We start from the raw sequence: 12514 nt of genomic DNA, 5'->3' as shown, positions 1-12514 counted from the left end.
CTAGGCTGGCTGGGAGCGCATCTGGGGCGCCATCTTACCTTGCAGATGCACATCGATCAAGGCAAGCAGGCGCTCGATCAGCTGGGGCGGCATGTCGTGCCCCATGCCTTCGATCACCTCGAGCCGGGCGCCCGGGATCAGCGCCGCCGTATCGATGCCGCAGGCGACGGGGATCAGGGGATCGGCCGCGCCATGGATCACCAGCGCCGGGCAACTGATGCTCGGCAACAAGGTTGTGCGCTCGCCCGAGGCGGCGATGGCCACCATCTGCCGCGCCACGCCTTCCGGGCAACTGCCGCGCTGCAACGCCGCTTCGATGCGCTGGTACAGCAGTTTTTCCGACACGGGATAGGCGGGACTGCCGATGACGCGCACGGTGGCCGCCATGTGCTCCATCAATTCGGCGCGGCTGGCGTTGCGTTTCGGGCGTTGCAACAAGGCGTTGCGCGCCGCCCGCGTTGGGCCGGGCAAGCCGCGCCGGCCGCTGCTCGACATGATGGACGTCAAGCTGAGCACCTGTTGCGGCGCGCGCGCCGCCATCACTTGCGCTATCATGCCGCCCATCGACACGCCGATCACGTGCGCCTGGGCAATGCGCAGGGCCGCCAGCAAGCCGAGCGCGTCGTCCGCCATGTCATTGAGGGTGTAGGAAGTTTTCAGGGGCCAGCCCAGCAGGTTTTTCACGTAGGCCAGCGGCAGATACGGTTTGCCCGCCAGCGCCATCTTGCTCGACAGGCCGCTGTCGCGGTTGTCGAAACGTAGCACGTGAAAACCTTGCTCGACGATGCCTTCGACGAAGTCCGCCGGCCAGGCAATCAGTTGCATGCCCAGGCCCATGACGAGCAGCACGCACGGATCGTTGGGGTCGCCGTGGCTTTCATAAGCTATGTTGAGGCCGTTCGCCATGATGGTTGCCATGATTGCCTCTCTTACAGGAACCAGCACGCAGGCACGATCGCTGCGGCCTTGCAACCAGCATACCACTATTGTGCTTCAGACATGAGACCGGCACGCGGCACTCACACTGAAGTGTTGCCGCGCCGGTACGGCGCGGCAACTGTGCTGCAACTTACTTGGCCTTAGGCAAGGAATCGGCCAAATCCACCCAGCTTTGCGGCTGCGGTTTGCCCCGTTCGCGCACGCCGAAGAAGGAGACCACTTGCGTGCCTTCCTTGTCGAAGAATTCGACGGAAGTGACGCCGCCGCGCTTGACGACCCAGCCACTGCGCAGTGCCGTGTCGCGGATGTGCAGGTTGAAGTCCGGGTCCAGCACATTGAAGAAGCCGCCGGCGGCCATGGTTTTTTCGATCTTGCCGCTGTAGATCTGCGTCAAGCCTTCATTGCCCAGGAACACCATGATGGCGACCTTGTCCTTGGCCGCGTTTTCCAGCAGGGTGCGCAGCGCTTCCGGCGTCACGCGCTCGACCACGCCGGCCGGCGCCAGGCGCAACGCCTGTTCGCGCGACAGATGGAACTCGCGCATGATTTGCGCAAACTGGTGCACGTCCGTCATGTCTTTCCACGCCAGTTGGAATTCCTTGACGTCGATTTCGGCGTCCGGCTTTTCAGCGGCCTTGGGCGCCACGGCCAGCACGTTCAAATCCGCGCTTTGCTGGGGCATGCGGAACGTCGCCACCAGCTTGTCGTAGACGGCCACGCCAGGCTCGTTGCGCAGGTAGATCTTGTGCACGGCCGTGCCGTTGGCGTCAAAAAATTGCAGGCTGCGCGTCGGCTTGCCATCGCGGCCCGCTTGCTCCACGGCAAATGCATATTTCCAGTTTTCAAAGTGGAAACGCAGGTCGATCTGGCCGCCCAGGTAGCCGCCTGCGATATTGCGCTGGCGCGCTTCCGTTTCCGGGTCTTGCTTGGCGTCGGCCTGTTCCGACTTGTCGCCCGCCTGCTTGAACTTGCTGGCGACGCCCGTCGTTTCAATGACGCCGTTTTCATTGCGCGTGATCGCTTGCACGATGCCGAGGTCCAGCGCGGCGCGCATGATTTCACGCGGCTGGTTGCCGTCGGCCTGCAGGCGCGTGACGCCTTTGCCGATATTGGTTGCCAGCAATTGTGCTTCGGACACACCCAGCGCGCGGGCCGCGTCGCGGATCTGCAGCTTCGGCTGTTCCGTGCGCAAGGTGGACCAGCGTTCCGCCAAAGTGGCTGGGGCCGCGTATGCGTTTGCGATCAGCAGGCTGCCTAGCAGGGATAGAACGAGTTTGGATAACTTCATAGAGAGACCATTCAATCAAACATGGAAAAACAGAGGGGCAAGCACCCCTCCCCGGTTAAAAATCAATAACTGATGCTGAGACTGGCGGCGACGTTGCGGCCCGGCTTGGCGTAGCGCTCGATCTCGGCACGGCTGGCGGCCGTGGTGCCGGCGGACAGGCTGCGCGAAGCGGCGTAATCCCAGTACTTGCGATCCGTCAAGTTGTACACGCCGACGACGATCTTGGCGTTCTTGTGCACGTTCCAGTAAGTCGACAAGTCGAAGATGGTGTACGACGGCACCTTGAAGCGCGGCGCGGTCGTACCCATCAGCAAGTCGTTCGGCGCCTGCTTGTCGCCGGCATGCAGCGCCGTCAGTTCCAGGCCGAACAGCATGTTGGTGTGGTCGTAACCGAAGGTCAGCGCCGTCTTGGCTGGCGCCACCGAGGCCAGACCGCCGCTCTCGCCCGTCCGGGTATTGAAGGAGCGGCCCTTGGCCACGCCCGTGGCCAGGTCGACACGATAGCCCTGCATGGCCGGTGCCCAGGCGCCCAGCTCCGCGCGCAGGGTCAGCTCCCCGCCCCAGGTACGGGCATCGCCGATGTTTTCCGGGCGGAACAAACCCTGCACGATGGTGGGATAGTTCACGGGATCATCTTCCTGCATCACGTACTCGATCATGTTCTTGTATTCCGTCTGGTAGACGGACGCGTGCATGCTCAAGCCCTTGACGATGTCGCCCTTCAAACCCAGTTCATAGGCCTGGCTGGTTTCCTTGCGCAAATTCGCATTGCCCAGCACGGCATAGCCCGTCCCCCTGCCCGTGTAGCTGAAGGAATCGTAGGTACCGGTGCGCTCGGCCGCCGTCGGCAGGCGCGTGCCGCGCGTGAAGGTGGCATACGCGTTCATTTGCGGCAACACTTCCACGGACAGGCTCAGGCTTGGCGTGAAATACGTGTCGCTTTCCTTGCGCACTTCCCTGGCCGCGTTCGGCACGGCGATCACATAGTTTTGCAGATTTTTCGGCTCGTTCTTGCGGTAGTCGGCACGCAAGCCCGGCGTCAGCACGGCTTTCTTGCCGGCCAGATTGAAACTGAGATCGTCGCGCACGTACAGGGCCAGCTTGGTCGTGTCCATGTCGGCCATGCGGTTCTTGTTGGTGATCTGATGCTGGCCCGTGGCAACGATGACACGGTCTTCGCGCCACGGGCGGCGCGTTTTCAGCTGTTCCAGCTGCACGCCGTACAGCAGCGCGTTGTCCGCATTGAGCTGCTTGAACGCTTCCGACGTCAGGCCGATGCTGTCGTTCTTGAAGCTGGTGTCGATGGTACGCTGTGCCGGGCTGCCGAAGGTGTAGAGGCCTTGCGTCTTGTCATCGGTTTTCGCATTCTGCAGATACACTTTCGACGTCAGGCGGTCGAACAGGGCGAAATCCTTAAGCACCACGTCGTGGCCCAGGCTGACGCGCGTGCGCTTGGTGGTGGAATCCTGCTGCACGCCCGTCGGATAATACGTGCTGACCTTGTTGCGCAGATCGCGCTTGTTCTTGCGCTCGAACATGTCGACCGTCAAGTCCAGCTTCTGTTCGCCAGGCAAGGCCCACACCAGCTTGGACAGCAAGGCGTTCGAATGCCAGTCGTCGGGGTTGACGGTAGCGCTGCCGCGGCTGTCAAGCTGCTCGCCATCGCGGTGCACGTACACGGCCAGGCCTTGCAGGCTGGCGCCGAGTTTGGCGGCGCCCGTCAGAGTGTGTGCATTGCTGCGGTCGGCCGTGGCGCGGCCGTATTTATAGGCCACGTAATGGTCTTGCCCTTCACCCAGATAATCCTCGGGCGACTTGGTGACAAAGGCCACACCGCCGCCCAGGCCAGGGCTGGCGCCGCTGACGGCCGTCGTGCCCGAATCGATGCGCACTTCGCGGAAGGTTTCTGGATCGAAATAATCACGGCCCGTGCCGAAGGCGTTGAGGGTATTGCCATCAGGCTTCGGTGCCGCGTCCGGCAAGGAAATGCCATCGACGTCCAGGCTGACCCGGTTGCCTTCCAGGCCGCGGATGTTGTAGCCCGTATTGCCCGAACCATCCCACACGCTGCCGGCGCCCGAGGCCGCCATTGGCGTGCTGATCAGCGGCTGGTAGCGCACGATGCCGCCCATGTCCGTCACGCCACGGCGCTCCAGGTCGTCGCTGCTAATGACCGTCTTGGTGCCGGCGCGGCGCTCGTAATCCTGCTTGGCATTGACGACAATTTCCGGGAAAACCGGCAGCTTGGCCGGTTCCTGGGCGGCCGTGCCCGCGTTGATGGCGGCATTTTGTGCAACGGCAGGCAGCATCGGTGCGGCGAACAGGCCCAGCAAGGCGGCGCGCAGCACCAGGTTATGGCGGCGGGCAGGCTGATGGGCTGAAGATACGACGGGTGCAGCGGTGCGCTGCGGAAGCACAGTAGTCATGATGGTCCGGTCTAAGAGTAAAGGCTGGCTCTTGAACCCGGATCGATAACGATGCGCAAGGGAAGTTTGCTGGCGAAAACAATACTGTAACACGAATCATTCTCATTTGAGAATGGCAATTGGTCTAGACAGATGTTATTTCGCAACAATTATAAAAATGCCAGCCTGGAGGGCTGGCATGGCTGGCATCTTGGGCTGATGTCAGGCAGGCGGATGGGCCAGCTTGCGCGCTTCCGCCTGCGCGCGGCGGCGTTCGGCAAAGAAACGCTTGAGAAAAGCGCCGCACTCGTCGGCCAGCACGCCGCCTTCGATAGCCGTCTGGTGATTCAGCGCCGGCTGCTCGAACAGGTTCAGCACGGAACCGCAGGCGCCCGTCTTCGGGTCGCCCGCGCCATACACCACGCGGGCCAGGCGCGCATGCAGCATGGCGCCCGAACACATCACGCACGGCTCCAGGGTCACGTACAGCTCGCAGCCGGGCAGCCGGTAATTGCCCAACTTTTCGGCGGCCGCGCGCAAGGCCATCACTTCCGCATGCGCCGTGGGGTCGTGGCGGCCGATGGGCTGGTTGTAGCCGACGGCGATGACTTCGCCATCCTTGACGACAACGGCGCCGACGGGCACTTCGCCGAGGTCCCACGCATGCTGGGCCTGCTCCAGGGCCAGCTGCATGTAGCGCGCGTCCTGCGCGCCAGCGTGCATTTCAGTCATCGGTGACTTCTGCCCAGCAATTCGGCGTTTCATGCAGCACCAGCTTATGCAGGTGCAAGCCCGTGCCGAAATGGTCGGTAAATGCGGCCTTCAAAATGTCGAAGGCGATGCGCGCCAGGTTTTCCACGGTCGGGATGCGGTCGATGACGACGGTTTTATGGTCGGGCAGGCTGGCCAGGAAGTCGCGCACGGCCGTGTCTTTTTCGTAGACGAGGAAGGCGTGGTCCCAGACGTCGACCAGGTGCTGCTTGGCCAGGGTTTTTACGTCGGAAAAGTCCATGATCATGCCATTGTCGGAATTGCCTTCCGCTTCGATGACCTTGCCGACCAGGGTGATTTCCACCGTGTAGCGGTGGCCGTGCAGGTTGCGGCACTGGCTTTTGTGGTCGGGAATGCGGTGGCCCGCGTCGAATTCGAGCTTGCGTGTGATAGTCAGCATATTGTTTTGTTAAGGTATTTGCAGGAGTTTATGGGTTTGCAGGCTCAGCTTCCACTTCGGGTTGCTTTTGCACGTTTCGATGGCCAGCTTCATGTTGTGCGCGGCCAGGGGGCCATCCATCGCCTGCACGAAGAAGTTCTCGAAATCCAGTTGTTCGTAGGCGGCCAGGACTTGCTGGAACTGGGGAATGACCACCTTGATTTCATTGCCTTTGTGGACGACCAGTGTCGAACCCATCTTCGGGCTGACGCAGATCCAGTCCACGCCGGCCGGCACGGGCAAGGTACCGTTGGTTTCGATGGCGATGGTAAAGCCGACCGCGTGCATGGCGTCGATCAGGGCCGTATCCAGCTGCAGCAGCGGTTCGCCGCCCGTAAACACCACGTATTTGCTCGGTGCGTAGCTGGCCGGCCACAGGCTGTCGATCAGCGCGGCCAGTTCCTCGGGCGTCTTGAATTTGCCGCCCAGTTCGCCGTCCGTGCCGACGAAATCCGTGTCGCAGAACTGGCACACGGCCGTGGCGCGGTCGCTTTCGCGGCCCGTCCACAGGTTGCAGCCGGAAAAGCGGCAAAACACGGCCGGACGGCCCGCGTGCGCACCTTCGCCCTGCAGGGTGTAAAAAATCTCTTTGATGCTATAAGTCACTGTATTTCCTAAGAGCTGGCTGGCGTCCTCGCGCAGGGCGTACGCAGCGATGCCGGCGCATACCGCCGGAACCGCAAAAGCCGATTGACAACCCTCTATTATATGCCGCCACGACACTTCCCGTGCAAATGCCGTGCCCGTCACCCGGCCGTGCGGCGCCAAAGGACCAGAAAGCCACGGCGAAAGGCATAACTGCGCGGCTTTTGCGTTTAGACAATATAAATAGCCCACAGTTAATATATTTTCTGTAATAAGATTGCCTTCTGGAAAACATTTAGGGAGCGAGAAATGATGCAACGCTGGCTACGCCTGCCGTACCGTCTGAGCATTCTGGCCTGTCTGGCGGCCAGCGCACTCGCCACCCTGCACGCCGGATACGCGGCCGGGCCAAAGCTGCCGGCCGGTGCGCCCTCCCCCTTGATGGCGGCCTGCGCCGTCCTGCTCGGTGCGCTGACGCTGCTGCTGTGGCGCCAGCACCGCCTGGCGCTGCGCCTGCAGGCGCTGGAACGGCTGCGCGAGGACGGCGAGCAGGCGCGCCTGACCAGCGGGCAACAGCAGGCGCGCGAGCAGGAACGCCTGCGCATCGGGCGCGACATCCACGACGACCTGGGCCAGCATCTGCTGACCCTGAAGATCGACCTGTCCATGCTGCAGACCAGCACGCATGAGGCGGCGCCCCAGCTGGCGCAACAGCTGGCCGTGATCGCGCGCAATGTCGACCTGACCATCGCGGCGCTGCGCTGCGTCATCCATGACCTGCGCCCGCCTGCCCTCGACGCGGGCCTGCAAGCGGCATGCGATGAACTGCTGGCCGACTTTACGCGTACCACCGGCCTCGGCTGCGGCTGCGACTACCGGCTCGACGCCGCCGCCGGCCGCGCGCATGGCGCCTTGCTGTATCACGTGGTGCAGGAAGCGCTGGCGAACATTGCCCGCCATGCGCACGCCACGCATGTCCAGCTGTGTCTGCAGCAAACGGGCGCCACCGTGGCTTGCCGCATCAGCGACGATGGCATCGGACTGTCGGGCTCGCCGCCGCGCCTCGGTTGCGGCCTGTCCGGCATGCATGAGCGCGTGGCCGCCGCCGGCGGCAGCCTGCACATCGACAGCCGCAGCGGCGCCGGCACCACCTTGCGCGTGTCGCTGCCCCTGCCGGTCTGCCACGACGAAGCAATGGTCCATCACTGAAAATATTGCTCAATATCAACACCGTCACTACCCCACGCTGCATCATGGCCAACGAGCCAGCCCCATTCACGCCCGAGAAGGATGCTTTCATGCCGGATAGCCACGCACATGCCAGCCCATCGCCGTATGGTGAAGCCCAGGGTTTCGCCGTCAAGATGATGGAATTGCTGGTCGTGCCCACCTTTGTACTCGATGTGCATGGCAAGGTGATGATCTGGAACCGCGCCTGCGAGCAGTTGACGGGCGTACCGGCGGCCGAAGTGCTGGGTGCGCGCGAACCGGGCCGCTGCTTTTACAACGACGAGCGCCCCACGCTGGCCGACCTGCTGCTGGCCGGGCGCGGCGGCGACATGCGCGCCCTGCATACCCAGCAGCAATACCGCAGCAGCACGGGCAGCAATCTGTGCGCGGAAAACTGGTGCGACATGCCGCGCACGGGACGGCGGCGCTACCTGGCCGTCGATGCCAGCCCCATCTACGGCAATCACGGCGAACTGATCGCCGTCGTCGAAACCCTGCGCGACATGACGGATGAAAAGCGCGCACACGTGGAACTGGAACGCCTGGCCACGCGCGACGGCTTGACGGGGCTGGCCAACCGGCGCTGCTTCGACGACACCATCCTGGCCGAGTGGCAGCGCGCCCAGCGGCAGGGCCAGCCGTTGTCGCTGCTGATGGTTGACGTCGACAATTTCAAGGAATACAACGACAGCCACGGCCACCAGGGCGGCGACCTGTGCCTGCGCAAGGTCGCCGGCGCCGTCGCCAGCGAAATGCGCGCCAACGACCTGGTGGCGCGCTACGGCGGCGAAGAGTTTGCCGTCATCCTGCCGAACCAGTCCCTCAAGGGCGCGGCCATCGTGGCTGAACGCATCCGCCATCGCGTGGAGCGGCTGCAACTGCCTCGCAAGCGTCCGGACGGCGCCTGCGTCACCGTCAGCATCGGCGCCGCCACGGCCCTGCCCGGCCCCGGCACGGAGCTGGGGCAGCTGATCCATACGGCCGACTGCGCCCTGTACCGCGCCAAGCACCTGGGCCGCAACCGCATCAGCCTGCCGGAAACGACACTGACATAAGTAACAAGTCCCAGTATCAGGAAACACGACCAAATTTGGTGTATATTTGGTCCTGTCACAATTTTTCGCATCCGGAGCCGCCATGAACCTCAAGGAACGCATCAAGCCGATTTCCTACCTCAAGGCCAATACGACGGAGATCGTCAACGGCTTTGACGCGGGCCAGGACGAGCCCATCATCATCACGCAAAATGGCGAAGCAAAAATGGTCGTGCTATCGATGCACGCGTATCAGGAAGGCAAGCGGCAAGCGCAGCAGATGCAGGAACAGCATGCGTTCATGAAACTGATCGCCATGGGCAACCAGGACATCGCGCGCGGCGACGTCGTGTCCGAAGAAGATTTCCTGGCCAGCCTCGACCAGGTTTGAGATGACGCACATCGTCGTGCTGAAGAGCGCGCAAGCCGATTTCAATGAGCTGCGCAGCGATTTCAAGGCGCACCACACTGCCGCCGCACATGCGCAGTTCATCGTCGCTTTCCGGCAATTATTCTCTGATCTGAAAACCTTTCCCGACAACGGCACGCCCGTCGAAGCCGCTCGCGAAGTCGGCATGGACGTGCGGCAACGCCTGTGCGAAGAGATTCGCGTCCTCTACCACCATGACCGTACGCACGACATCGTGTACATCCGCATGTTCCTGCCGACCCGGCGCGACTTTCTGACCCACCTCACCAAGCGCATCCTGCGGCCCGACTTTTAAAGCCCCTATGCACGGCGGCACGAATATTCTATGCTGCGGCGTTGCACTTTCCACATTTCCAAAAAAAAGAAGGAGCCCCCGTGTCAAGAATCATGCCCGTTTTATTACCCGCTTTCGCCCTGGCCCTGTCGACCATGGCCTCGTCGAACCTAGGCGCAGCACCCGTCAAACCGGCGGCCGCCCACAGCGCCACCGCCAGCAAAGCCGATTTGCTGCCGTTCAAGGCGACGGAAAAGACCTTGTCCAATGGCTTGAAGATCATCATCGTGCCGACCGGTTTCCCGAACCTCGTCTCGCTGCAGATACCCGTGCAGACGGGCTCGCGCAATGAAGTCGAGCCGGGCAAGTCCGGCTTTGCCCACTTCTTCGAGCACATGATGTTCCGCGGCACCAAGGCATATCCGCCCGAAAAATACCAGGAAGTCATCACCCGCGCCGGCGCACGCCAGAATGCGTATACGAGCGACGACCTGACCAATTACCACACGACGTTTGCCAAGCAGGACCTGGAAACCGTGCTGAAGGTGGAAGCGGACCGCTTCCAGCACCTCGACTATGCGGAAGACGCGTTCAAGACGGAATCGCGGGCCGTGCTGGGCGAATACAACAAGAACAGCGCCAATCCCGTCTCGAAACTGTTTGAAGTGATGCGCGACAGCGCCTACACGACGCATACCTACAAGCACACGACGATGGGTTTTATCCAGGATATCGAAGACATGCCGAACCAGTACGCGTATTCGAAGATCTTCTTCGACCGCTGGTACCGTCCCGAGCGCACCACCATCATCATCGCCGGCGACGTGGAACCGCAGCAAGCCATCGCGCTGGTGGAAAAATACTGGAGCGGCTGGCAGCGCGGCAAGCAGCAGGCGGCCGTGCCCGTCGAGCCCGCGCCGCGCGGCCCCGTCTACAAGCACGTGGCCTGGCCTACGCCGACCCTGCCATGGGTGGCCGTCGGCTTCCACGCGCCCGCGTTTTCCGTGAAGGACAAGGACCAGGCCGCACTGGCAACGTTGCTGTCGCTGTCGTTCGGCCGCACCTCGCCGCTGTATAAACGCCTCGTGCAAAACGAGCAAAAGGTCGACCAGCTGTTCGAAATGACGCCGGACCGTGTCGATCCGACCCTGGCCGTGCTGGGCGCGCGCGTGAAAAATATCGATGACGCCGTCTACGTGCGCGACGCCATCCTGGCCACTGTGGCGCGGCTGCGCGACACGCCAGTGAGCGAAAAAGATCTGGCGGACGCCAAGTCGGCGGAAAAATACGGCTTGATCCGCTCGCTCGACAACACGGAGCAGATCGCCGGCACCCTGGCGTCGTTCGTGCATTTCGACCGCTCGTATGCCACCATCAACCAGTACTACCGCCTGATCGATACGCTCACGCCGGCCGACCTGCAGGCAGCCGCGCGCAAATACCTGACGGACGAGGGCCTGGTGGTCACCACCCTGTCGCATCAGCCGATGGCCGCCGCCATCGCCACCGCGCCGAAGCTGGCCAGCCTGCTGCCGGCCGCCTCGAACGCGAAGTTCGACGTGCTGGTGCAAAAGTCCGCACTGCCGCAAATCCGCTACAAGCTGCTGTTTATGGCCGGTTCCGCGCAAGACCCGCAAGGCAAGGAAGGCCTGGCCGCGCTGACGGCGTCCATGGTGGCGTCCGGCGGCTCGTCCGAGCGCAAGATCGACGAAGTCAACCAGGCCCTGTTCCCGCTGGCCGGCAGTTTCAGCCAGCAGACGGACAAGGAAATGACGACGTTTACGGGTTCCATCCACAAGGATAACTGGACGCAGTTCAACGCCATCGCCCTGCCCCTGCTGCTCTCGCCCGGTTTCCGCGAAGACGACTTCCGCCGCCTGAAGGACGCGCAAAAGAACGCGCTGCTGCTGGACCTGAAGGACAATAACGAAGAGGAATTCGCCAAGGAACGCCTGCAAACGAATGTGTATGCGGGCACGCCGTACGGCCACCCGGTGCTGGGCACGGTCGCCGGCATCGACGCCATCACCCTCGACGATGTCAAACAGTTCTGGAAGCGCGCGTATGCGCAAGGCGCCGTCAAGGTAGGCATTTCCGGCGACGTCTCCGAGGCCATGACGGCGTCACTGACGCAGGCGCTGGCAAGCTTGCCGGCCGGCCCGGGATTGCCCGCCACCGTGAAACCCGCGGGCCGCAAGGCGAATGGCCTGGAAGTGGAAATCATCGAGAAAAACACGCGCGCGACGGCCATTTCCTTCGGCCTGCCTTTGGAGGTGACGCGCACGCACCCGGACTTCCCTGCCCTGTGGCTGGCGAAGACATGGCTGGGCGAGCACCGCGCCTCGAATTCCTACCTGTACCAGCGCATCCGTGAAATCCGCGGCATGAACTATGGCGATTATGCGTACATTGAAGCCTTCCCGCGCGGCATGTTCCAGTTCTTCCCGAACCCGAACCTGGGCCGCAAGGCGCAGCTGTTCGAAATCTGGATCCGCCCCGTGGCGCCGGACAATGCCCACTTCGCGCTGCGCGTGGCCCTGACGGAATTGGGCAAGCTGGTCGACAATGGCCTCACGCAGGACGATTTCGCCACCACGCGCGACTACCTGATGAAGAACGTCTTCGTCATGACGTCGACGCAAGACCAGCAACTGGGCTATGCGCTCGATTCGCAATGGTATGGCACGCCCGAGTTCACCAAGCTGATGCGTGATGGATTGTCGACACTGACGCTGGCGGACGTCAACCGCGCCATCAAGCAACATTTGTCGGCAAAGAACCTGTCCGTGGTGATCGTTGCCAAGGATGCGGCCGGCCTGAAGGAAAAGCTCGTCAGCGACGCGTTTTCTCCCATCAAGTACGACGGCAACAAGCCGCAAGCCCTGCTCGATGAAGACAAGGTCATCGGCGCGATGAAGCTGAACATCCAGCCTGCAGCCGTCACGGTGACACCGGCGGCGCAGGCGTTCGCGAAGTAAGCGCAGCAAAAAATAACGCACCAAGTAAATGCAATCATGGCCGCCAGCATAAAGCTGGCGGCTTTTTTTATGCACAGAAATGGCGCATCGCAACATCAGATTACGATTATCTGCCGATATTATCTCGCCTCGCCGGGAACA

11 protein-coding genes are annotated in these 12514 nt (G+C 62.4%); 5 read left to right on the top strand and 6 right to left on the bottom strand.

Going from position 1 to position 12514, the window contains the following annotated elements:
- From KO538_RS16130 to queE, 6 genes are all read right to left on the bottom strand, one after another.
- Positions 1-918: an alpha/beta fold hydrolase gene (locus tag KO538_RS16130; protein WP_219328955.1), complete on the bottom strand. Its 918-nt coding sequence runs from the start codon at positions 916-918 to the stop codon at positions 1-3.
- Positions 919-1069: 151 nt separating this feature from the next.
- A complete protein-coding gene (locus KO538_RS16125; RefSeq protein ID WP_219328954.1) occupies positions 1070-2227 on the bottom strand; it encodes a hemin-degrading factor in 1158 nt (385 codons plus the stop codon).
- Positions 2228-2289: 62 nt separating this feature from the next.
- The gene (locus tag KO538_RS16120; RefSeq protein WP_219328953.1) at positions 2290-4653 is read right to left on the bottom strand and encodes a TonB-dependent hemoglobin/transferrin/lactoferrin family receptor; all 2364 of its coding nucleotides are present in this window, start codon (positions 4651-4653) and stop codon (positions 2290-2292) included.
- Between the two features lie 201 nt (positions 4654-4854).
- Positions 4855-5364: a tRNA adenosine(34) deaminase TadA gene (gene tadA, locus KO538_RS16115; protein ID WP_219328952.1), complete on the bottom strand. Its 510-nt coding sequence runs from the start codon at positions 5362-5364 to the stop codon at positions 4855-4857.
- Positions 5357-5803 (bottom strand): 6-carboxytetrahydropterin synthase QueD, encoded by a 447-nt coding sequence (gene queD, locus KO538_RS16110; RefSeq protein WP_034755997.1) that lies wholly within the window; start codon positions 5801-5803, stop codon positions 5357-5359. The genes tadA and queD overlap by 8 nt, the downstream gene beginning before the upstream one ends.
- Positions 5804-5812: 9 nt before the next feature.
- Positions 5813-6448, bottom strand: a complete 636-nt coding sequence (gene queE / locus KO538_RS16105) for a 7-carboxy-7-deazaguanine synthase (RefSeq protein ID WP_219328951.1) — start codon at positions 6446-6448, stop codon at positions 5813-5815.
- A gap of 288 nt (positions 6449-6736) precedes the next feature.
- On the opposite strand from queE, the gene KO538_RS16100 reads away from it, so the two are divergent.
- From KO538_RS16100 to KO538_RS16080, 5 genes are all read left to right on the top strand, one after another.
- The gene (locus KO538_RS16100; protein WP_219328950.1) at positions 6737-7636 is read left to right on the top strand and encodes a sensor histidine kinase; all 900 of its coding nucleotides are present in this window, start codon (positions 6737-6739) and stop codon (positions 7634-7636) included.
- A gap of 89 nt (positions 7637-7725) precedes the next feature.
- Positions 7726-8712: a diguanylate cyclase gene (locus KO538_RS16095; RefSeq protein WP_257620405.1), complete on the top strand. Its 987-nt coding sequence runs from the start codon at positions 7726-7728 to the stop codon at positions 8710-8712.
- Positions 8713-8794: 82 nt separating this feature from the next.
- Positions 8795-9082 (top strand): type II toxin-antitoxin system Phd/YefM family antitoxin, encoded by a 288-nt coding sequence (locus tag KO538_RS16090; RefSeq protein WP_219328948.1) that lies wholly within the window; start codon positions 8795-8797, stop codon positions 9080-9082.
- A 1-nt stretch (position 9083) separates the two neighbouring features.
- Entirely contained in the window at positions 9084-9416 is a 333-nt protein-coding gene (locus tag KO538_RS16085; protein ID WP_219328947.1) for a type II toxin-antitoxin system RelE/ParE family toxin, read from the top strand.
- Between the two features lie 80 nt (positions 9417-9496).
- Positions 9497-12373, top strand: a complete 2877-nt coding sequence (locus KO538_RS16080; RefSeq protein WP_219328946.1) for a pitrilysin family protein — start codon at positions 9497-9499, stop codon at positions 12371-12373.
- The last annotated feature ends 141 nt before the right edge of the window (positions 12374-12514 follow it).

Origin of the sequence: Janthinobacterium sp. NKUCC08_JDC (genome assembly GCF_019345575.1) — a bacterium.
Classification (GTDB): domain Bacteria; phylum Pseudomonadota; class Gammaproteobacteria; order Burkholderiales; family Burkholderiaceae_D; genus Janthinobacterium; species Janthinobacterium aestuarii.
This window is presented reverse-complemented; position numbering and strand designations above follow the sequence as displayed.